The following is a 21,312-nucleotide window of genomic DNA, read 5'->3' as shown; positions in this document are numbered from 1 at the left end:
GTTTTTAAATTTTTATGTTAAAATACAAAGTAAATAAAGTCCCAAAAGGTAAATCGTGAACGCTTTATACACGCTTGATACAAAAAACGTAGATTATTTAAAAGAAAAACTCGCTTTAAAATTTAAAAAAATTGAAATTTTACAGATTAATTTTAATGAAAGTGAGTTTTTAAAATCACAAAAAGAGTATATTTTAAAGCTTATTAATACATTTGATGATATGGCACAAAATAGCGATTTTATCATAGTTATAGCCCCACAAAATAGCGGTGTAGTGGGCAAAATAGAGCTTAGCTTACAACTAGCAAAAAACCTAAACTGCCCTATTTTTGAAGATGAAATTTTAGAAAAAGTAAAAGCTATAAATCCAAACTCAAAGCTTGTCATCACAGATGATTTATCTGAAATTTTATCTTTAAAACAAAACATAATAACCCCGCTAAAATTTGAATACCAGCTAAAAAAAGAGGCAAAAAGGCTAAAAAAACACATCATCTTACCAGAAGGCGATGATGATAGAATTTTAATGGCGGCACACAACGTCTTACAAGATGAGTGCGTAAAAATAAGCATAATAGCAGACAAACAAAGCATTAAAAACAAAGAGTATGCGCTTGGAATTGATTTAAAAAATGCAAATATTATAGATATTAATTCAAGCGATCTTTTGGTGAAATTTGCAGATGAAATTTACGAGCTAAGAAAGCAAAAAGGGATTAGCAAAGAACAAGCCTTAAATATGGCTAGTGATAGAAACTACTTTGCTACAATGATGGTAAAAAACAACCTAGCAGACGCTGTCGTAAGTGGTGCAGTAGGAACCACAGCAGATACTATACGCCCTGCTTTGCAGCTTATAAAAACCAAACCAAACACAAGTGTGGTATCAGGGCTATTTTTTATGGTGCTTGATGAAGAGCTTTTAGTCTACGCAGATTGTGCTATAAACATAAATCCTGACGCAAATATGCTTGCTGATATAGCCATAACTTCGGCAAAAACAGCGTTATCATTTGGACTAGATCCACACGTAGCTATGCTAAGCTACTCAACAGCAGATAGCGGGAGTGGACAAAGCGTAGAGATGATAAAACAGGCAAAACAGATAGCCACAGATCTTGATAAAACACTAAAAATAGTAGCCCCAATACAATATGACGCAGCGGTCGATAAGGTAGTAGCATCTAAAAAAATGCCAAGTTCAGATGTCGCAGGATCTGCAAATGTCTTTGTATTTCCTGATTTAAATAGTGCAAATATATGTTACAAAGCAGTTCAAAGAAGTGCAAACGCCCTAGCAATAGGTCCGATACTTCAGGGGTTAAAAAAGCCAGTTAACGACCTAAGTCGTGGTGCTTTAACGCAAGATATCATAAACACAATACTAATAAGTGCAATACAAGCAGGAGGAGATGAGTGAAAATTTTAGTATTAAACTCGGGTTCAAGCTCTATAAAATTTCAAATTTTCTCTATGGATAATGAACAAAGTATAGCAAGTGGGCTTATAGAAAAAATAGGACTTGATAACTCACGTGCTATTTTAAAAGCAAATGGCGAAATTTATGAAAGACTGGTGCAGATAAAAGACCATCACGCCGGGCTTGATCTGATGAATGAACTACTAAAAGAGGCTAAAATTTTAAACAACTTAAGCGAACTTGACGGAATAGGACATAGGATAGTTCACGGCGGAGAGAGCTTTTTAAGCTCTTGCATTATCGATGAAAGCGTGATTTTAGAGCTTGAAAGGATAAGCCCACTAGCCCCGCTACACAATCCAGGTCATATAGCTGGTATCAAAAACGCCATGCAAACTAGCAAAAATGTGCCACACGTTGCCGTTTTTGACACTGTTTTTCATCAAACAATGCCAGAATACGCATACAGATATGCCCTACCCTACGAGCTTTGTAAGGCTCACAACGTTAGAAAATATGGTTTTCACGGCACATCTCACGGATATGTTTGCAAAAGAGCAGCAAGTATGCTTAATATAGAATATGATAAATTTAATGCAATCTCACTACACCTTGGCAATGGAGCTAGTGTTTGTGCTGTAAAAAATGGTAAAAGCGTCGATACATCAATGGGGCTTAGTCCGCTTGAAGGGCTTATTATGGGGACTAGAAGTGGCGATTTAGATCCGGCTGTGGTTGTCTATTTACTAGAGCAAAAGGTAATAGATCACACGCAAATTGATGATTTTTTAAATAAACAAAGTGGGCTTCTTGGCATATGTGGCTCTAGCGATATGAGAGATATTGTCGCAAAAAAGGAGAGCGATGAAAGGGCAGCCCTAGCGTTTGATATGTTTTGCTATAGAGTGAAAAAATATATCGGTGCGTATTATGCCGTGCTTGAAAGGGTTGATGCGATCATCTTTACTGGCGGTATTGGCGAAAATGCCCCAAATACAAGGCAAAAGATATGCGATGAGCTATCACACCTTGGAGTAAGCATAGACAGGGAGCTAAATTTTAGCCAAAATTTAGCAACAGAGCGTTTTATAGATAAGCCAGACGCAAAGATTAAAACACTAATAATACCGACAAATGAGGAGCTAGAGATAGCACGTCAGACAAAGGAGCTAATTACTCGCTAGTATTTGTATCGCTTTTAAATTCCCTTAAAAGCTCATCATACTTTTTACTGGCTCTGTTAAAAATCTCAGTTCCAAAAAGTGGCATAAACTCGCCCTTTAGACTAACTATATCATCACAGGCGTTCATATACTCTAGCTTTTCACAGCTTTTTAAAAAATACTCAAGACCGATCTTTGCCTTTTGCTCACGAGCGTCAAGCTCTGACGGGACTTCGTTATTTACATACATCATACCAAGCTCTTCGCAAGCTAACGCGTCATCAGCCTCGCAACCTATATGAAATATCTCAAACGCGGTTTTATAATCCTCTTTTCTTAACGCGTCCATACCTTTATCAAGGTCATCAATATCAAAACCAAAAGCCGATACAAAAATAGCAAAAAATAGAATTTTTCTCATCACATAAAACTCGGTGCGTCATTTGAAAATAGTACCAGATCGCCACCTCTAGTATGCTCTAAAAGTAGCTCTTGCATTTTTGATTTATCTTTGATAATCACAATCTGTGGCTTGTGCAGGTGCTTTAATAGAGCCTGTGCATTTAAAGCACTAGAGATCATAACCACGTCAAAAATTTCATTTATTATACGAGAGAGTTTTTCATTTTCATCGCTTGTTGATTCTACAATGCCTGGCGTGATTAACACTTTTCTGCCATTATAAGTTGCAACTAACTCGTAACTAGCACTCATTCCAGCAAAATTTCCATTAAAACTATCATCGATTATTATCTTGTTTTTTGCGTCCATTCGCTCTAAACGGTGCTCTACATTTTTTAAATGCAATAGTTTTTTAGAAATTTTATCATCACTAAGCCCAAGACACCTTGCTACTTTAATACAAACTGCCAAATTTGAGGCGTTGAATTTGCCAAGTAGCGGGGTTTTAAAGGCTATGCTTTCTAGTTTAAACTCAAGTCCGTCAAGAGTTGCGCTAATTTCCCCTAAATCTCTATCATAAATTTCAACACCACTGCCTTGCTCTTTTAACGTGCTAGAGTGTAAAAAAGCCATATCAAGACGAGATGATTTAAGAGCTTCAAGCTTGGTAGCTCTTACATTTTCAATGCTTTTAAAATACTCAATATGCTGTGCACCGATTTCGCCCACCACCACTATTTGTGGATTTAAAAAGCTTGAAATTTCAGCTATATCGCCACTCTGTCTAGCACCAGCCTCTGCGATATAAATTTGCGTATTTTTATCTAAATTCTCATTGATATCTTTTATGATACCAACTAAAGTATTAACGCTTCTTGGCGTCTTATACACAACAAAATCATCTTTTAAAATTTCATACAAGAAGTTCTTAATGCTAGTCTTTCCGTAACTAGCAGTTATCATTATAATCTTTAGATTTTTTATGCTATTAAGCTTCTCCTTAGCTTTTTGTTGAAATTTAAATGAGTTAAATTTTTCAAGAAAATGGCTTAAAACTAAGCTCATAACAAGTGGCAAAATAATATCAGAATTTGGCTTATTTGCTATAAAATAGAGCAAATTTTGCACTATTAAGGCGATTATTAAAATGGCAAAAAAACGCTTTATCCTGCCAGTAAATACAAGTTTTTTATCAAGTTTTTTATGCCATAAAAATAGTGCTGGTAGATACGCAAAGCAAAAATATATAAAAAAATACCTTCCAGTTGTATAGAATAAAACAACTGGAATTATAAAGAAAAAGACGTGCCAAGCTGGTTTTGTAAAATGAAAAAGCACACGCTCTACCCGGTACGAAAACCACTGAAAACAAGTGATTACATAAAAGCCAAGCGAAAGCACAAAACACGCGGCAGCTACGTTAAAAAACTCTTGAGAAAATAGACTCATTTTATCTCTATCCCCTCTTCTTCAGGCAAAAACTCAATACCGCTCTCATCGCCCTGCTCATTAGCATCACTCTTTGTGCTTATACTTTCTATGCAACTCTCTTCACCCCTAAGCAATCTACAAACCTCTTCGCTTATAAATTTTGCGTGGAGTAAGAAAAAGAAGTGATCGCCTTTAAGTGGATAAAATTTGCTATGTTTTATCAGCTCGTGCATCTTTTCTCCACTTTTTAAAGGCGTAGCTTTATCGTTTTCTCCCCAAAATATAAACGCCCTTGAGTTTAGATTTGCAAATTTTGAGCTAAAGTCTTCATTTACGACATTTTTTAGTGTTTCATACATAGTTCTACTCATACCGCTGACATCTTTGGTGGCAAAAATTTTATAAAATTTACCAAGTCCAAAAATCTTTAAAAATTTAAAAATAGCAATTTTAAAACGCACCCATAATCTTTTTTTCACAGGTATCCCTGCCGAGCTTAAAAGCACGATATTTCTTGGCTCAAGAAGCGTTGCCACCTTCCCGCCAAAGCTATGACCAACTACTATACTTGGCTCTTTTGGTAGTGTTTTTATGAAATTTCTTACAATCTTTGCATAATCGCTAGTATAAAGCGGACTAAAAATATCACTATCGCCAAAACCTGGCATATCTAAATATATATGTTTATACCCAGTAAAATACCCACCAAACGCCTTTTTCATTATCTCTTTATTTGCACCCCAGCCGTGCAAAAAAAGCACTATTTCGTCATTGTCTGGGTTTAGCATCTCATAGCTTATTTTATATTTTCTTAAACCGCTTCTTATCTCTTTACTAGCCATTATTCTCTTTCTTAGTTGATGTATAAATGCTTTGGAGTATTTCGACCGCTTCGCATAGTCGTTCGTATTCACTCATATTTAAAAGCACTGATTCAAATTTATTATTTTTAACGATAACTGCACGTTTTAAATCGCCTTTGCCGACTCTGTTTAGTATGGTGCTAAAATTTCTTACTACCTCAGTAGCTGTAAAAATCTCATCTTTGCTAAAAGTTGTCATCTGCTCTCTTTACATAAAATTTTATGTAAAATTTAACATACTTTTCTTTATAAAATAGTTAAGCGGTATTAAATTTTACCGCCTTTTGAATGAGTGATAGAGTTTATAAATTTATAATCTATATTTATCTTTTTCTCTCTTGGTAAAGAGTTAGCCAAAGAGTCCATAACAGCCGTAAAGTCGTTAAATAGATAGTTTGCTAAGCTTCCTGGATTTGGGTTTATCTCATTTATATAAACCTCTTCATCTATAACAAAAAAATCACACCTAATAAGAGCACCCTCAAAACCACAATTATAAATTTTTACAAAAGCCTCTTTTAGTTTTCTCTCAAGCTCTATTGAAATTTCAGCCTTTTTAACCTTTGTTTCATTTGAGAAACTAAGATATTTTTGCTCATAGCTTAAAAAATCCTTCTTAGCTGGTTCTTCTATCATAGAAAACTCAAAACCACCGTCTACATAGCAACCAGCCAGGTTATACTCCTTAACTCCAGCGATAAATGGCTCAACAATAAGCTCATCATCAAACTCAAACGCAACGTCAAGTGCGTATTCTAGCTCGTTTTCATCTTTTACAACACTTATACCAATACTACTGCCAAGCCTTGCTGGTTTTATAATGATAGGAAATGGCGTTTTTATGTGACTTTCACGCTTTATACTCTCATATTCTAGCGTTTTTACATCGGCTTTTTTAGCTAGTAGCTTTGTAAGAATTTTATTAAAACTCATCACACTAGCCTCTAGTCTAGGACCTATGTATGAAATTTCAAAAAAGTCAAGCAAAGCAGCTATCTTGCCATCCTCTCCGTCCATTCCGTGTATTAAATTCACATAGACATCAACATCTAGTTTTTTTACCCCAAAAAGAGAGTGGGTGTAAAAGCCACCATTTTGTAAGATAAGTTTTTTGCACTTTTTGTATTCGCCAGAGCTAAAAAAATTTGCTCTCATATTTTTATTCTCGATAAGATAAAACTCACGATTTTTATCACAAAAAACGAAGGTTAGCTCTCGTTTTAACACATTTTTTAAAACAATAGCACTGACTATGCTTATCTCGTGTTCAAAGCTTCTTGCACCAAAAATCACACCAAAATTTTCCATATCACACCTTTTTATGCTAGTTTTTTTAGAGCTTCTTTTACGAGCTCACTTGTATCAGTAGCCTTACATTCGGCTAAAATTTTAACTATCTTTTCACGCTTAAATCCAAGTGCTTCAAGTGCCATAGCAGCCTCACTTGCGTGATTTGGCACATTCTCTTCGGTTATAAGCTTAGCGTCGCTTAACTCGGCTATTATGCGTCTGGCAGTTTTTGCCCCGATTCCAGGTACCCTTTTAAGCGTTTCATCATCGCCATTTATAACAGCACTCATAAAATTGCTCGAGCTTAATGATGAGCAAACCGCCATAGCAGTTGAGGCTCCAATACCGCTTAGTTTTATTAGCATTTCAAACATTTTTTGCTCATTTAAATCCAAAAATCCATAGAGTAAATTTGCATCTTCTCTTATAATTTGAGTTATATTTAGCTCCACTCTTGCTCCACTTTCAAGCTTTGCAGAGCAAAAAAGTGATACAAAAATTCCATAGCTAACGCCACTTGCTGTTTTTAAAATCACAAATGCTGGATCTTTTCTTGTTATTACGCCATCTATTGCTTTTATCATTTTTCATCCATTTTAGCATCGCCTAAGTCGTTGCTCTTTTTGATTTGAAATTTATCATCGCCCACTCGCTCTAAGCTCATCACACGTGCCATTTCATTCTGTTTTGTCATATACGTAACATCAACAGGTGGATCGATAACTATAAATTTTACCTCATTTAGCTCAAGCCAGTTGCTTCTGTTTATAACCCTAGCTGCAAAAATTCCATTTTGCATTACATTTAACTCCTCTTTTAGGGTTTGGTGTTCTGACTTTTTACTCTTTAGCTCTTTTAAAAGCTCGTTGTAGTCAGCCACCAACTGCTGATACTCTTTTAGCTTTTTCATAAACGTTACAGGCGGAACTATCTTTGCAGCTTGTAGCTCCTCTACCTTTTGCTTTATCGTGTATATCGAGCTTTTGTTGTTGTCTATTATCGATTTTTTTGTTTCTATCTTTTTTGGTAGCTTATCAAGGATAGCCTCAGCCTCCTCTATCTTTTTTAACTGCATTGGTATATCCTCGATATTACCAGCCATTTTGCTAGTATCGATGATAAATTTATTATTCATACCGCGTAAAAATTTCACATCAATTAGCATAGCAGCTGTCATCGTGCAGTTTGAGCCAAGCGTTTGTATGTAAATTTCCTCAGCAGTGATATTTCCACCAATAACTGAGTTTATACGAACTTTTTTAGCAATAACAGTTCCACCCTCAAGCCTATCTATCTCGACTTCATCTCCTTCAACAAGCCCTATATGAACGGCTATTTCTGCCTTTTTTGCCTTTATCTTTGCCTTGCCGTGAGTCTGTCCACCTATGCTTACTTCATCAGCGACTACAACAGCGTTTGCAGCGACATTTCCCTTTACATTTATCTCTTTAGCCTCAACGACAACACCAGTACCAATGGCATCTTTAAAGATATCAGACTCTTTTATCATTAGCGTTACATTTGCGTCCATAACTGTTTGAACAGAACCAGTTTGCTTAAAATTTATCTCATTTATCTCAAGTTCTTCTTTTATGTCATAAACACCGCCACTTTCGCTTACAAAGCCTGGTTTTAACGCCGTATATTTTATACTCTCATCACTCTCGCTAACTTCGATATTTTCGCTTACATTTATATCTTTAGAGCCATCTTCTTTAACAGGTGGCATTTCTAAAAACTCGCCCCTAACGTTTCTGCCGTTTCTGCCGTTTTTTGGCTTTATCTTTTCAATTATAAGTTCTCCAGCTATAACACCTTGTAAAAATCCCCTACTAGCGTAATCAACCTTGTCAGAATTTTGGTTTTGAGAGCTCTTTTTGTAGTGAAAAATAACACGCGCATCTATAGGCTTTCGTGGCTCTACGCCAGTAGTAACGCTTATTGTAACATCTTGATCAATCATCTCTTTTATACGTAAAATTGATGAAATTTTATTTAGCTCAGCTCTAAGTTTGCCCTCTCTTATGCCAACTAAAATTTTAGCACTTATTAGCTGTTTGGCGATAAACTCATACAAAAATTCATCGTATTTATCGACGTAAGCTATATCTTTACTTGAGTGTATCTTTGCTACTATTTTTGTTAGGCTTGAATTTACACCGATATTAATCTTTGGAAGTAAAACTTTTGGTGCTTGTCTGATATCATAAAACTCGACATAATAGCTCTGCTCTATCTTTAAACTAGGCTCAATATAAAACATCGTATCATCAAAAATATCAAGATCCGCCCTTTTAACCTCCACTGGCTCTTCGTGCTCTGCGTCGGTGTAGCTAGTAAGAATATCAAGCAGTCTATAATCTACAAATTTACTATCCACGCCTTGCGAATTTGCTAGTGTTTTTATCTCTAAATGCGGTGTTTTTGTCGTAAGTAAAACTGGAGAGAAGTAAACTACCCCCTGCTCTTGCACCTGTTCTTGCGTCATATCAATCAAGCTTGTCCTATTTTAAAAATTTTTAGTTGATATTATCTCAAAAATTTCATTAAATAAGGCTTTTTTTGCTACTATTTGATTTTTAATTTAGGTGGTTTTAATGTTTATAAAGGGCTTTTTCTCAAACGCAAGTGGTATTTTAGTTTCTCGTATTTTAGGGCTTTTGCGTGATATTTTAACGGCACTAGTGCTTGGTGCTGGGATTTTTAGCGACCTATTTTTTATTGCCTTTAAAATGCCAAATTTATTTAGGCGAATCTTTGGAGAGGGTGCATTTTCACAGGCGTTTTTACCAAATTTTACAAAATCAGTAAAAAAATCGCTTTTTAGTGGTGAAATTTTCTTAAAATTTCTGCTATTTATCGGCATTTTAACGCTTTTAGTAAATCTTTTTACCGAGCAGTTTATCACTATTATTGCAACTGGATTAAGCGAAGCTGATACTAAAAATGCCGTCCCGCTTGTAAGGATAAATTTTTACTACCTAGCTCTAATTTACGCTGTTACATTTTTAGGCACTTTGCTTCAATACAAGGGGCATTTTGCCACGACTGCGTTTTCAACAGCACTTTTAAATTTATCTATGATTTTTTCACTATTTTTAGCAAATGGGCTAAGCCAAAAAGAGGTAGCAACATACCTTAGCTACGGCGTCGTAATAGGCGGAGTTTTACAGCTTTTAACGCACCTTTTGGCACTAAAATTTAAAGGGCTAAATCCGCTATTTTTTGGTGGAATTTTTAGATATTTAAAGGGTAAAAAAACTAACACAAAGGGCTTTTTTGTAAATTTTTACCACGGACTTTTAGGCTCATCAGCTATGCAAATTAGTGCGTTTTTAGACACGTGGTTAGCTAGTTTTTTAGCCAGTGGTAGCATTAGTTATATGTTTTATGCAAACCGAATTTTTCAGCTCCCACTTGCCATTTTTGCAATCGCCCTAAGCCAAGCTTTGTTTCCAAAAATCACACGCCTTTTAAAAAACGGAGATGAAAAAAACGCCCTACTTCAAACCAAAAACGCCTTTATGATTTTGTTTTTTGCACTTTTAGCTTCAAGCGTTGGTGGCGTGATTTTATCTGAGCCTATCATTTGGCTACTTTTTGAGCGTGGCAACTTCACTCACACTGATACCATAGAGTGTGCTAAGGTGCTATGTGCCTATCTTGTGGGGCTTACCCCTTTTGGACTTGCTAAGCTCTTTTCGCTTTGGATTTATGCAAGATTAAAGCAGAAGCTAGCAGCTAAAATTTCAGCCATTTGCCTTGTTTTTAATCTCATCTTAGCACTCATTTTTATGCAGTTTTGGGGTGCTGTGGGACTTGCTTTGGCTAGTTCATTTGGCGGATTTTTACAGCTTTTTTTATACGTTAAAGAGTTTGGATATGCGAAATTTTTAGCTATAATCCAGATAAAATTTATACTTTTAACTGCCATTTTGATAACGGCAGAGATTTTTTTACTTACATTTTTAAAGGGAATTTTTTATGCAAATTTATGATAGCGTTAAGAAACAAAAGGTTGATTTCAAGCCACAAAATGAGGTGGTTAGAATTTATCTTTGTGGTCCAACGGTTTATGATGACGCGCACCTTGGACACGCAAAAAGCGCCGTGAGCTTTGATATGCTAAGGCGAGTTTTAATCGCACTCGGACATAAGGTAAAATTTGTAAGAAACTACACCGACATTGATGATAAAATTTTAAAGAAAATGAGCGAGAGTGGCAAGAGTTTAGAGGAGATTACAAATTTTTATATTGATAGCTTTGAGGCCGATATGAAGGCTTTAAACGTGCTTGACCCTGATATAAAGCCAAGAGCGACAGAGTGCGTGGGGCAGATGATAGATTACATAAATGAGCTTATTAAAAAAGACTACGCTTACAAGCTTGATGATGGCATATATTTTAACACCCAAAAGGACGTAAAATACCTAAGCATAAGTGGCAGAGAGTGCGATGACGCCGTAGCTAGGGTTGATAACAATGAGAGTAAAAAAGATCAAAAAGACTTCGTGCTTTGGAAATTTGATGAAAATTTTTACGACGCACCTTTTGGCAAGGGCAGACCCGGTTGGCACACCGAGTGCGTTGCGATGATAAAAGAGCATTTAGCAAGCGATACAGAATTTGTAATAGATATCCACGCTGGTGGCTCTGACCTACTATTCCCACACCACGAAAACGAAGCCGCACAGTGTCGCTGTCACTCTGGTAAAGAGCTAAGCAAATACTGGCTACACAACGGCTTTATACAAATCAATAATGAAAAGATGAGTAAAAGCCTAAATAACAGCTTTTTTGTAAAAGACGCCCTTAAAGATTATCAAGGCGAAGTGCTTAGATTTTATCTATTAAGCAGCCATTATAGGGCGAATTTTAACTACTCACTTGATGACTTAAACGCTTCTAAAAAACGTCTTGATAAAATTTACCGCCTTAAAAAACGTGTTTATGAGACAAAACTTGGAGAAATTAGCGAAAATTTCAAAAGCGAAATCCTAGAAGCTCTAAGCGATGATTTAAACACCTCAAAGGCACTTGCTGTGGTTGATGAGTTTGTAAATTTAGCAAACGAAGGGCTTGATAAAAATCCAAAAGATAAAAACCTAAAAACCACAATAGTTGCAAATTTAGCCTTTTTAGAGCAAATTTTTGGTATCGCTACGCTTGATAGCTTTGAGTATTTTCAGTTTGGCGTAAGCGATGAGCTAAAAGCTAAGATAAACGAGCTAATCTTAAAGCGAAACGAGGCAAAAAAAGAGCGAAATTTTGCCCTAGCAGATGAGATTAGGGAGCAAATAAACGCTCTAAATATCAACATAATGGACACGCCAAGTGGCACACTTTGGGAGAAAATATGAGTAAAAATTTAAAAGTTTCTGGCGTTTTAAGACGATTTATCCCTTATTTTAAAGACTACATACCATATTTTATACTCGCTTTTATAGGTATGGCGTTTGCTAGTGGGGGAACGGCGGCTTCTGCTTGGCTTGTTGAACCTGTGCTAAATAAAATTTTCGTTGAAAAAAACGAAACGCTACTATATATGCTACCTTACGCCATCATCTTAATTTACTTTTTAAAAGGTGCTGGAACATATATGCAAGCCTATTTTACGGCATTTATCGGTCAAGACACGGTAAGACGTTTTCGTGAAAAACTACTTAAAAATTTGCTAAGCCTTGATATGAAATTCTTTAACGAATACAGAGTTGGCGAACTGGTAAGCAGAAGCATAAATGACATTGAGCGTATAAGAAGTATCGTCTCAGGCATAATTCCTGAGCTTTTAAGAGAGAGCGTGAGTGCCATAGGACTTTTGTGTGTCGTTATCTATCAAAGCTCTCATCTTGCCTTTTTTGCACTAATTATAATGCCTTTAGCCTTTTATCCGATATCAAAAATGGCAAAAAAAATGAAGAAAATTTCTCGCTCATCACAGGAGAAAAACTCAGATCTTAACTCAACATTAAACGAAATTTTTACAAACATTGAGATAATAAAGGCAAACAACGCTCAAGATTACGAGCATAGCAGATTTGTAAATGAAAATAACAAATTCTTTAAAATAAATCTAAAAAGCGTAAAAATAGAGCAATTAGTAAGTCCATTAATGGAAACTATCGGTGCTATAGGCGTAGCGGCTGTAATTATAATAGGTGGTAAAGAAGTTATTAATGGAGAGCTTAGTATCGGCTCATTTTTCTCGTTTTTAACGGCACTTTTTATGCTTTACACCCCGATAAAACGCATAGTTTCGCTGTATAATAAAATGCAAGACGCAATAGCTGCGAGTGAGCGGACATTTGAATTAATGGATAAAGTAAGCCAAATTCCAAGCGGAGAGTATAAAATTTCTGGCATTATAGAGTCTATAAAATTTGAAAATATAAAGCTAAGCTATAATGAAAAAATGGTTTTAAATGGCATAAATTTAGAAGCTAAAAAATCAGAGCTAATCGCACTCGTAGGCTCAAGCGGTGGAGGTAAGACGTCGCTTATGAATCTGCTTATGAGATTTTATGAGGCAAATGACGGCAAAATTTTGCTAAACAATAAAGAGATAAAAGATATAGACATACACTCTTTACGCGAAAATATCGGACTTGTAACACAACGCGTGTATATTTTTAATGATACGATCGCAAAAAACGTAGCCTATGGACGAGAATTTGATGAAAACGCCGTCATAAACGCTCTAAAAATGGCAAACGCCTATGAATTTGTAAAAAATCTGCCAAATGGCACAGATGAGATTTTAAACGAATTTGGCACAAATCTCTCAGGCGGACAAAGACAGCGTATAGCAATAGCAAGGGCGTTATATTCAAATCCTCAAATTTTAATCTTTGATGAGGCGACTTCTGCACTTGATAATGAAAGTGAAAAAGAGATAACAAACGCCATAAATAAGCTTCGTAGCCAAAAGATCATATTTGTCATTGCTCACCGCCTAAGCACCGTGCAAAATGCCGATAAAATCGCGGTTATCGCTGGTGGTAAAGTTTTAGGATTTGGTAGTGACAGTGAGCTTGAAGAAAGCTGTGAACTATATGCAAAGCTTAAGGGAAAAGAGTTAATTTAAGCACTTTTTTGATAAAATTAGCTCCATTTTTAACAAACGAAGGGGATGTATGAGCCTTGAATATAATGATTTAAAATCGATATTTTTTAAGCTTCAGCCTGAAACAGCTCATAAAGTGGCAGAAAGCGGTCTAGTTTTAGCAGCAAAAGCCCTGCCAGGACTGCTTAGTTTTATAGCCAAAAAATGCGTCATAAACGATCCACGACTTCAGCAAAGTATACTTAAAAGCATATATAATAACCCCGTTGGTATCGGTGGTGGATTTGATAAAAACGCAACGATGATAGCAGGACTTAGTGCTCTTGGCTTTGGCTACCTTGAATACGGAACCTTTACCCCAAAACCACAAAATGGCAACGCAAAACCGCGTCTTTTTAGGCTAGTAGAAGAAAACAGCATACAAAATGCAATGGGTTTTAACAACGAAGGTGCAGCAAAAATCAAAAACAGGATGAGCAGTATCTACCCAAACGTCCTACCACTTTGGGCAAATATCGGCAAAAACAAGCTCACGCCAAATGAAAATGCCATTGATGATTATGAATTTTTAGTTCGCGAGTTTGACTCTTTGTGCGACGCATTTGTTGTAAATTTAAGTTCACCAAATACCCCAAATCTACGCGACTTGCAAGAGGTTAGCTTTATAAATGAGCTTTTTAGTAGATTAAAAGAGCTAAGTACAAAACCAATCATTTTAAAAATTTCGCCAGATTTAGCACACGAAAAAGCGATAGAGATTTGCCAAAGTGCCGTTAAAAGCGGAGCTGATGGCATAATCATCTCAAATACCAGCATTGACTACTCACTCTCAAAATCAAGCAATCTACAAAATTTTGGCGGACTTAGTGGCGAAGTTATAAGGCAAAAATCGCGTGAAATTTTTAAAGCCGTAGCCGATGAGCTTTTTGGCAAGACGATACTTATCGCTTGTGGTGGCATAAGTGACGCACAAGACGCTTATGAGCGTATAAAAATGGGTGCTAGTTTGATACAAATTTACACATCTTTTATATTTAAAGGGCCGATGATTTGCAGTGAGCTAAACAGCGGAATTTTAAAGCTTTTAGAGGCTGACGGATTTAATAATATAAGCGAAGCTATCGGCATAAACGTTAAAAAATAAAAGGAAAAATATTGATAAAATTTAACAAAACAAAACTAAAAAACGGACTTGAAATTTACCATATACCGCTAAATCGTGGCTCAAAAGTCATTAGTGTTGATATCTTTTACAAAGTAGGCTCACGTAACGAGCAAATGGGCAAAAGCGGTATTGCTCATATGCTTGAACACCTAAATTTTAAATCCACAAAAAACCTAAAAGCTGGGGAGTTTGACGAGATAGTAAAGGGCTTTGGTGGTATAAATAACGCCTCAACTGGCTTTGACTACACGCACTATTTTATAAAATGCTCAAGCGAAAATTTAGGCAAAAGCTTAGAACTTTTTGCCGAATTAATGGCAAATTTAAACCTAAAAGACAGAGAATTTCAGCCAGAGCGTGATGTGGTAGCAGAAGAGCGAAGGTGGCGGACAGATAATAATCCGCTTGGATACCTTTACTACCGACTTTACAACCACGCATTTATCTACCACCCATACCACTGGACACCGATCGGCTTTACTAGCGACATAAAAAACTGGACGATTGATGATATTAAGGATTTTCACGCCACTTACTATCAGCCAAAAAATGCGATTTTGTTAATCAGTGGCGATATTGATAAAAAAAGTGCGTTTGAGTTAGCCAAGAGTGCGTTTGAAAACATAAAAAATAGCCGTGAAATTCCAAAGGTTCATTGTATTGAACCAAAGCAAGACGGCGAGAAGAGAGCGGTTTTGTATAGAGATAGCGAGGTTGAGATGTTAGCCATCGCATTTAAAATTCCAAGCTTTAACCACGCCGATCAGATCGGATTAAACGCCATTAGTGAGTATCTTTCAAGTGGCAAAAGCTCGGTTTTGCAAAAAATTTTGGTTGAAGAAAAACAGCTTGTAAATCAAATTTATGCCTACCCGATGAGTAGCATTGATGAAAATTTATTTATATTTTTAGCCGTTTGCAATCCAAACATTGACGCAAAAATTGTAGAAAATGAAATTTTAGAAATTTTAGCCAATCTAAAAGAGCAACCAATACAAAATGACGAGATTACACGTGTTAAAAATATGATAAAAAGCGATTTTATCTACTCATTTGACAGCGCTTCAAAGGTTGCAAATTTATATGGAAGTTACCTTGCTCGTGGCGATATTAAGCCACTTTATGAGTTTGAGAAAAATATAGAAAATATAGATGAGAATTTAATAAAAAATATGGCAAAAAAATACTTTACCACCAAAAACTCAACCACGATAATACTAAAAAAGGAAGAGCAATGAGCGAAATTTTACAAGGGGCGATGACGGCGTTAATTACGCCATTTAAAAACGGCAAACTAGACGAGCAAACCTACGAAAAGCTCATAAAAAGACAGATAGCAAATGGGATAGATGTGGTAGTTCCTGTTGGCACAACTGGCGAGAGTGCGACGCTAACGCACGATGAGCACAGGGTTTGCATAGAGATAGCGGTTTTAGCTTGTAAAGGCACAAATGTCAAGGTTCTAGCCGGTGCAGGAAGCAACGCTACACACGAAGCTATCGGCATAGCTCAATTTGCTCAAAGCCACGGAGCAGACGGAATTTTATCCGTAGCACCATACTACAACAAGCCAACTCAAGAGGGACTTTACTTGCACTATAAAGAGCTCGCAAACAGCGTAGAAATCCCAGTTGTCTTATACAACGTGCCTGGCAGAACTGGCTCTGACATACTACCACCAACGGCGATTAGAATTTTTAGAGATTGCAAAAACGTAATCGGCATAAAAGAAGCTACTGGAAACATCGACAGGTGCGTTGATCTACTTGCTCACGAACCTGAAATTTTAGTCATTAGTGGCGAAGATGCGATAAACTACCCTATCCTTTCAAATGGCGGAAATGGCGTAATATCAGTCACTGCAAACCTCTTGCCAAACTACATAGCAGACTTAACCCACTATGCCTTAAACGATAAATTTAAAGAGGCAAAAACCATAAACGACAAGCTTTATGATATTAATAAAATTTTATTTTGCGAGAGCAACCCAATACCTATAAAAGCTGCTATGTATATAGCTGGGCTAACACCTACTCTTGAGTATAGGTTGCCACTTTGCAAACCAAGTGAACAAAATTTTAAACTAATCGAACAAACTATGAAAAAATATGATATAAAAGGATTTTAATGAGTTTTGAAAATGAATTTAAGGGCAAAACACTAGTAATTAGCGGTGGCACAAGGGGAATTGGTCGTGCCATTGTTTTAGAATTTGCTAAGCTTGGCGTAAACGTTGCCTTTACTTTTAACTCAAACGAAGAGTTAGCAATCAAACAAGCTAAAGAACTTGAAGAAGATTATGGTATAAAAGCCCGTGCCTACGCCCTAAATATACTTGAGCCTGAAACTTATAAGGAGCTATTTTTAAAGATTGATGAGGATTTTGACAGAGTTGATTTTTTCATCTCAAATGCCATTATTTCGGGTCGTGCTGTCGCTGGTGGATACACAAAATTTATGAAACTAAAACCACGTGGGATCAATAATATCTTTAGTGCAACCGTTAATGCCTTTGTCGTTGGATCACAAGAGGCCGCTAAAAGAATGGAAAAAGTAGGCGGTGGTTCAATAATCTCGCTTAGTTCAACTGGAAATTTGGTCTATATCGAAAACTACTCAGGTCACGGCACAGCAAAAGCAGCTGTTGAAGCTATGGCAAGATACGCTGCAACAGAGCTTGGAGAGAAAAACATACGAGTAAACGTCGTCAGCGGTGGACCTATTGAAACTGACGCTTTAAGAGCATTTACAAACTATGAAGAGGTCAAGGCGGCAACATCAAAGCTAAGCCCACTAAATCGTATGGGTGAGCCGACTGATTTAAGCGGCGCTTGTGTATTTTTATGCTCATCAAAGGCAAGTTGGGTAACCGGACACACATTTATAATTGACGGCGGAACGACATTTAAGTAAGACTAAAAGAGAAAACAATGAATTTACCAAACGCCCTAGCATTTTTTAGGATACTACTAGCACCGGTTATGTTTTATCTACTCATTAACGCGCACTCGCATTTTAGCGGTATTCACATAAGCTGGATAAACTATTTTGCTGGACTTGTTTTTGTTATCGCTAGTGTTACTGATTTTTTTGACGGCTATATCGCTAGACTTTGGAATCAAAAGACAAAACTTGGTGCAGTGCTTGACCCACTGGCTGATAAAATGCTAACACTTGGGGCGTTTTTGGGACTTATGATGATAGGTAGAGCCAACCCTTGGGCGATATATCTAATACTCATACGTGAGTTTTTCATCACTGGATTTCGTGTTGTGATCGCTAGTGAAGGACTAAACGTCGCCGCCTCAATGGCTGGTAAAGTAAAAACGGTCTTTCAAATGATAGCCATTGGCTTTCTTACAATGCAGTGGTGGGGAGCTGAAATTTTACTATGGATTGCCGTATTTCTCACGCTTTACTCAGGATTTGAGTATGTAAATGCTTATATAACAGTAAATAAAAACATTAAAAATTAATACAAAATAGATTTTTGTTTACTTTGTATTTTTAATTTTTTTTAATATTACTTGCTATACAATACAAACAGCCAAAATTTAGTTTTAACTAGGAGTAAAAAAATGGGTATTTTTCACTCAAAAAAATTTCAAAATTTCTTAGTAGTGTTATGCATGTGTCTTATGCCTACACTTGGATTTGTGTTTTTTAAAATACAAACTATCTCAAACGAGCTAGTAAGTGCCGGTCAAAGACAACTAAATTCATATAAGTTAGCAGATGAACTTCGTCAAAGCTCTGATGATTTAACTCGTCTTGTTCGCACATTTGTAGCTACTAGTGATAGCTCATACGAAACGCAATATAATACTGTGCTTGATATCAGGAATGGTAAGGTGGTACGCCCTGTTAATTATGAGCGTGTTTATTGGGATTTTGTAGCTGGAGGAAATACCAAGCCACGCCCCGATACAGATACCAAAATTTCATTAAAAGAACTAATGCGAAATGAGGGCTTTACAGATGAAGAGTTCAAAAAGCTAAGCGAGGCAGATAGTCGCTCAAATACTCTTGTGGGGCTTGAAGTTAAGGCTTTTGATATAATTAAAAATCTCAAAGATAAGCCATCTTATGAAAAAGATCAAATCTTAAAAACTGCACTAAATTTGGTAAATGGCAAAGAGTATCACACACAAAAAGCACAAATTATGGAACCGCTTGATGAGTTTTTTGTACTTGTTGAAAATCGTACAAAAGAGCAGGTAAATAGCCTAAAAAACAAGCTTGATAATTTTCAAAATTTATTTATAGTTTTGTTAGTCTCCACGATTTTAGTAATAGCACTTTTATACTATGTAAATATTAAAGTACTTGATAATACACTAGGAGCAAAGGCCTTTAAGCTTGAAAATGTTATAAAAGAACTTTCAAATGGAAATCTAACGGTAGATACTAGCACTACAAACAAAAGTAGCGCGATGGGGCTTTTAAGCGTTGTTGCTAGAAATTTACAAGTACTTATAAAAGAAATCAAAGAGCTTTCAAGCGAGAATTCATCAACGGCTTACGAGCTTAGTACCACATCGCTTCAAACTGGCAAAAATGTAGAGCAGTCATCTTCAATAGTTTCGATCGTAACACAAAAAGCAAGCGATATAAAAGAGCAAATTTCACTATCCATAGAGCAGGCAAAACATAGCAAAGAGGATATGCAAAGTGCAACCAGTCAAATAAATGAGGCAAATAATGCCATAAATGAGCTAAGCGATAAGATAGAAAATAGTGTAGAAGTTGAATTAAGCCTGTCAGACAAAATCTCAAAACTATGTCAAGATGCTGAACAAGTAAAATCAATTCTTGTGGTTATAAACGACATTGCTGACCAAACAAACTTACTAGCTCTAAACGCAGCTATTGAAGCTGCGCGTGCAGGTGAGCATGGACGTGGCTTTGCTGTAGTTGCTGACGAAGTAAGAAAATTGGCCGAGCGAACACAAAAAAGCCTAACAGAGATAAACGCCACAATAAACATAATAGTTCAAGCTGTAACTGAATCAAGCGAAGAGATGAATGTTAATTCAAAACAAATAAGAGAACTAAACATAGTTGCTACAAATGTTAAAGAAAAGATAGAAATTTTAGCCACAAGCATGTATAAGGCTATAGATCTGTCAGATAAAAACGTAAGTGACTATATAACAACTGGCGATAATATTACCGATATTTTAAACTCAATCACACAGATAAATGAAATCTCATCACAAAACACAAAAAGCGTAGAAGAGATAGCAGCAGCAGCCGAACATTTAAGCAAGATGACTGAGATTTTAAACACAAAACTAGGGAAGTTTAAGGTTTAAATTTAACTTTGTGCGGTTTTAGCTAAATTTACAAAAACGCTCCTTTTAACCCAAGGAGCTTTACGTTCCATTTTTTCTCAACTATGGTTTTTAAAAGCGATGGTAAAAATCCAGCCATTTCAAAGCCAAACACCTGTGCTGTGGCGTAGCTGTGACCTATTGAGCAGATTGTGCCGTTGCTTTTAAATTTAAAAGGTTTGCTAAATTTCGTGCCTTTTAAAATATCTCTAAACTGCCCAGCCAAATACACCCCCTGTTCACAAGCTATCTGAGCTGTCGGCGGATAATAGCCACCAGCACCGTTACTTACAGCACTAACATCGCCTATATAAAACCTATCAACACTCCCAATGGCACGTAAATTTTCATCTACCTTTACCCTACCCCTGTCATTTTCAATATCACTATCGCTAACTATACTAGCACCTTTAATACCTGCTGTCCACACAATAAGATCGGCACTTAAGCTACCATTAGCAAAATTTACAACACCTTTATCAAGTGAACTTATCCTTGTATCGTGCAAAATTTTAACACCCAAATCTTCAAGTTTTTTAGCCGTCTTTTTAGATAAATCATCGCTAAAAAATGTAAGAAGTCTTGGTGTAGAGCTTATTAAATACACTTCAAATTTTGACGAAATTTCAGCAGGAATTTTATAAAAATCACACTTTCGCTTTAACATATTAGCACAACTTGCCGCAAACTCAATACCAGTTAAACCGCCACCGCAAACAGCTATCTTTAGTCCAGTTTTATTTTGTATAGCTTGGCTAAATTTTAGTTTTATTACTTCAGCAATCCTGCTTGATTGCGTATAAGAGCCTATAAAAACGGAATTTTCAATGCCTTTTACATTAAAACTCTCTTTTTCAAAACCAGCAGCCACAACCAAATAATCATAGCAAAAACTGCCAGATTTAGTCACGACGACGCGATTTTTTTCATCAATATCAGTTACTGCTTGTTGGACGATTTTTATTTCAGGATGTAAAATTTCACGCAAATCAAACATTATCTGACCGCTATTTTCAGCGGTTGCAACCTTGTGAAGCATAGTTGAGTGATAGTGATATGAGTTTTTGTTTATGATTGTCACATCAGCCAAACGTAAACACTCATCATCAAGGCTTTTTAAAAACGACACTCCAGCGTAACCAGCACCGATAACAACAACTTTTTGCCTCATTTGCTCTCCT

General features: G+C 36.3%; 18 protein-coding genes and 1 pseudogene. 11 read left to right on the top strand and 8 right to left on the bottom strand.

What is annotated here, in order from left to right:
* Positions 1 to 55: 55 nt before the first annotated feature.
* Positions 56 to 1,420, top strand: a complete 1,365-nt coding sequence (gene pta / locus CMCT_RS04525; protein WP_034967091.1) for a phosphate acetyltransferase — start codon at positions 56 to 58, stop codon at positions 1,418 to 1,420.
* The gene (locus CMCT_RS04520) at positions 1,417 to 2,604 is read left to right on the top strand and encodes an acetate kinase (RefSeq protein ID WP_034967094.1); all 1,188 of its coding nucleotides are present in this window, start codon (positions 1,417 to 1,419) and stop codon (positions 2,602 to 2,604) included. The genes pta and CMCT_RS04520 overlap by 4 nt, the downstream gene beginning before the upstream one ends.
* On the opposite strand, the gene CMCT_RS04515 is transcribed toward CMCT_RS04520, so the two are convergent.
* The 7 genes from CMCT_RS04515 to CMCT_RS04485 form a co-directional block, all read right to left on the bottom strand.
* Positions 2,594 to 3,004 (bottom strand): SEL1-like repeat protein, encoded by a 411-nt coding sequence (locus CMCT_RS04515; RefSeq protein ID WP_034967637.1) that lies wholly within the window; start codon positions 3,002 to 3,004, stop codon positions 2,594 to 2,596. The genes CMCT_RS04520 and CMCT_RS04515 overlap by 11 nt on opposite strands.
* On the bottom strand, positions 3,004 to 4,434 hold the full coding sequence (locus CMCT_RS04510; RefSeq protein WP_034967097.1) for a Mur ligase family protein: 1,431 nt from the start codon (positions 4,432 to 4,434) through the stop codon (positions 3,004 to 3,006). The genes CMCT_RS04515 and CMCT_RS04510 overlap by 1 nt, the downstream gene beginning before the upstream one ends.
* On the bottom strand, positions 4,431 to 5,258 hold the full coding sequence (locus tag CMCT_RS04505) for an alpha/beta fold hydrolase (protein ID WP_082198615.1): 828 nt from the start codon (positions 5,256 to 5,258) through the stop codon (positions 4,431 to 4,433). The genes CMCT_RS04510 and CMCT_RS04505 overlap by 4 nt, the downstream gene beginning before the upstream one ends.
* Positions 5,251 to 5,478 (bottom strand): type II toxin-antitoxin system Phd/YefM family antitoxin, encoded by a 228-nt coding sequence (locus tag CMCT_RS04500; protein WP_034967101.1) that lies wholly within the window; start codon positions 5,476 to 5,478, stop codon positions 5,251 to 5,253. The genes CMCT_RS04505 and CMCT_RS04500 overlap by 8 nt, the downstream gene beginning before the upstream one ends.
* A 68-nt stretch (positions 5,479 to 5,546) precedes the next feature.
* Positions 5,547 to 6,587, bottom strand: a complete 1,041-nt coding sequence (locus CMCT_RS04495) for a D-alanine--D-alanine ligase (RefSeq protein ID WP_034967103.1) — start codon at positions 6,585 to 6,587, stop codon at positions 5,547 to 5,549.
* An 11-nt stretch (positions 6,588 to 6,598) separates the two neighbouring features.
* Positions 6,599 to 7,153 carry a Holliday junction branch migration protein RuvA gene (gene ruvA / locus CMCT_RS04490; RefSeq protein ID WP_034967106.1) on the bottom strand — a complete coding sequence of 185 codons (555 nt, stop codon included), beginning with the start codon at positions 7,151 to 7,153 and terminating at the stop codon, positions 6,599 to 6,601.
* Complete coding sequence (locus tag CMCT_RS04485; RefSeq protein WP_176325035.1) at positions 7,150 to 9,057, bottom strand: flagellar assembly protein A; 1,908 nt, start codon at positions 9,055 to 9,057, stop codon at positions 7,150 to 7,152. Before CMCT_RS04485 ends, ruvA begins: the two co-directional genes overlap by 4 nt.
* 109 nt (positions 9,058 to 9,166) lie before the next feature.
* Here CMCT_RS04485 and murJ point away from each other — a divergent pair, with 109 nt between their 5' ends.
* The 9 genes and pseudogenes from murJ to CMCT_RS09560 form a co-directional block, all read left to right on the top strand.
* Positions 9,167 to 10,567, top strand: a complete 1,401-nt coding sequence (gene murJ, locus CMCT_RS04480; protein ID WP_034967112.1) for a murein biosynthesis integral membrane protein MurJ — start codon at positions 9,167 to 9,169, stop codon at positions 10,565 to 10,567.
* Entirely contained in the window at positions 10,554 to 11,930 is a 1,377-nt protein-coding gene (cysS, locus tag CMCT_RS04475; protein ID WP_176325034.1) for a cysteine--tRNA ligase, read from the top strand. The genes murJ and cysS overlap by 14 nt, the downstream gene beginning before the upstream one ends.
* Positions 11,927 to 13,654, top strand: coding sequence for an ABC transporter ATP-binding protein (locus tag CMCT_RS04470; protein ID WP_034967115.1), 1,728 nt, complete (start codon positions 11,927 to 11,929; stop codon positions 13,652 to 13,654). Before cysS ends, CMCT_RS04470 begins: the two co-directional genes overlap by 4 nt.
* A gap of 49 nt (positions 13,655 to 13,703) precedes the next feature.
* Positions 13,704 to 14,777, top strand: coding sequence for a quinone-dependent dihydroorotate dehydrogenase (locus CMCT_RS04465; RefSeq protein ID WP_176325033.1), 1,074 nt, complete (start codon positions 13,704 to 13,706; stop codon positions 14,775 to 14,777).
* Between the two features lie 11 nt (positions 14,778 to 14,788).
* The gene (locus CMCT_RS04460; protein ID WP_034967118.1) at positions 14,789 to 16,036 is read left to right on the top strand and encodes a M16 family metallopeptidase; all 1,248 of its coding nucleotides are present in this window, start codon (positions 14,789 to 14,791) and stop codon (positions 16,034 to 16,036) included.
* Complete coding sequence (gene dapA, locus CMCT_RS04455) at positions 16,033 to 16,926, top strand: 4-hydroxy-tetrahydrodipicolinate synthase (RefSeq protein ID WP_034967119.1); 894 nt, start codon at positions 16,033 to 16,035, stop codon at positions 16,924 to 16,926. The genes CMCT_RS04460 and dapA overlap by 4 nt, the downstream gene beginning before the upstream one ends.
* Entirely contained in the window at positions 16,926 to 17,711 is a 786-nt protein-coding gene (locus CMCT_RS04450; RefSeq protein ID WP_169752288.1) for an enoyl-ACP reductase, read from the top strand. Before dapA ends, CMCT_RS04450 begins: the two co-directional genes overlap by 1 nt.
* A 17-nt stretch (positions 17,712 to 17,728) precedes the next feature.
* Entirely contained in the window at positions 17,729 to 18,274 is a 546-nt protein-coding gene (gene pgsA / locus CMCT_RS04445; protein ID WP_034967121.1) for a CDP-diacylglycerol--glycerol-3-phosphate 3-phosphatidyltransferase, read from the top strand.
* A 1,011-nt stretch (positions 18,275 to 19,285) separates the two neighbouring features.
* Positions 19,286 to 19,847 (top strand): annotated as a pseudogene (locus CMCT_RS09560) (methyl-accepting chemotaxis protein); the annotation flags it as partial.
* 294 nt (positions 19,848 to 20,141) lie between these two features.
* On the opposite strand, the gene CMCT_RS04435 reads toward CMCT_RS09560, so the two are convergent.
* Entirely contained in the window at positions 20,142 to 21,302 is a 1,161-nt protein-coding gene (locus CMCT_RS04435) for an NAD(P)/FAD-dependent oxidoreductase (RefSeq protein WP_034967122.1), read from the bottom strand.
* Positions 21,303 to 21,312: the final 10 nt, after the last annotated feature.

Source organism: Campylobacter mucosalis, assembly GCF_013372205.1.
GTDB classification, from domain to species: domain Bacteria; phylum Campylobacterota; class Campylobacteria; order Campylobacterales; family Campylobacteraceae; genus Campylobacter_A; species Campylobacter_A mucosalis.
Note: the sequence above shows the minus strand (reverse complement) of the source record. Positions and strands in the feature narration are given on the sequence as shown.

Excerpts from the sequence above, each read along its gene's own strand:
- CMCT_RS04515 (WP_034967637.1), bottom strand. The coding sequence starts at position 3,004 with ATGAGAAAAATTCTATTTTTTGCTATTTTTGTATCGGCTTTTGGTTTT.
- CMCT_RS04510 (WP_034967097.1), bottom strand. The coding sequence starts at position 4,434 with ATGAGTCTATTTTCTCAAGAGTTTTTTAACGTAGCTGCCGCGTGTTTT.
- CMCT_RS04505 (WP_082198615.1), bottom strand. The coding sequence starts at position 5,258 with ATGGCTAGTAAAGAGATAAGAAGCGGTTTAAGAAAATATAAAATAAGC.
- CMCT_RS04500 (WP_034967101.1), bottom strand. The coding sequence starts at position 5,478 with ATGACAACTTTTAGCAAAGATGAGATTTTTACAGCTACTGAGGTAGTA.
- CMCT_RS04495 (WP_034967103.1), bottom strand. The coding sequence starts at position 6,587 with ATGGAAAATTTTGGTGTGATTTTTGGTGCAAGAAGCTTTGAACACGAG.
- ruvA (WP_034967106.1), bottom strand. The coding sequence starts at position 7,153 with ATGATAAAAGCAATAGATGGCGTAATAACAAGAAAAGATCCAGCATTT.
- CMCT_RS04485 (WP_176325035.1), bottom strand. The coding sequence starts at position 9,057 with ATGACGCAAGAACAGGTGCAAGAGCAGGGGGTAGTTTACTTCTCTCCA.
- murJ (WP_034967112.1), top strand. The coding sequence starts at position 9,167 with ATGTTTATAAAGGGCTTTTTCTCAAACGCAAGTGGTATTTTAGTTTCT.
- cysS (WP_176325034.1), top strand. The coding sequence starts at position 10,554 with ATGCAAATTTATGATAGCGTTAAGAAACAAAAGGTTGATTTCAAGCCA.
- CMCT_RS04470 (WP_034967115.1), top strand. The coding sequence starts at position 11,927 with ATGAGTAAAAATTTAAAAGTTTCTGGCGTTTTAAGACGATTTATCCCT.
- CMCT_RS04465 (WP_176325033.1), top strand. The coding sequence starts at position 13,704 with ATGAGCCTTGAATATAATGATTTAAAATCGATATTTTTTAAGCTTCAG.
- dapA (WP_034967119.1), top strand. The coding sequence starts at position 16,033 with ATGAGCGAAATTTTACAAGGGGCGATGACGGCGTTAATTACGCCATTT.
- CMCT_RS04450 (WP_169752288.1), top strand. The coding sequence starts at position 16,926 with ATGAGTTTTGAAAATGAATTTAAGGGCAAAACACTAGTAATTAGCGGT.
- pgsA (WP_034967121.1), top strand. The coding sequence starts at position 17,729 with ATGAATTTACCAAACGCCCTAGCATTTTTTAGGATACTACTAGCACCG.
- CMCT_RS04435 (WP_034967122.1), bottom strand. The coding sequence starts at position 21,302 with ATGAGGCAAAAAGTTGTTGTTATCGGTGCTGGTTACGCTGGAGTGTCG.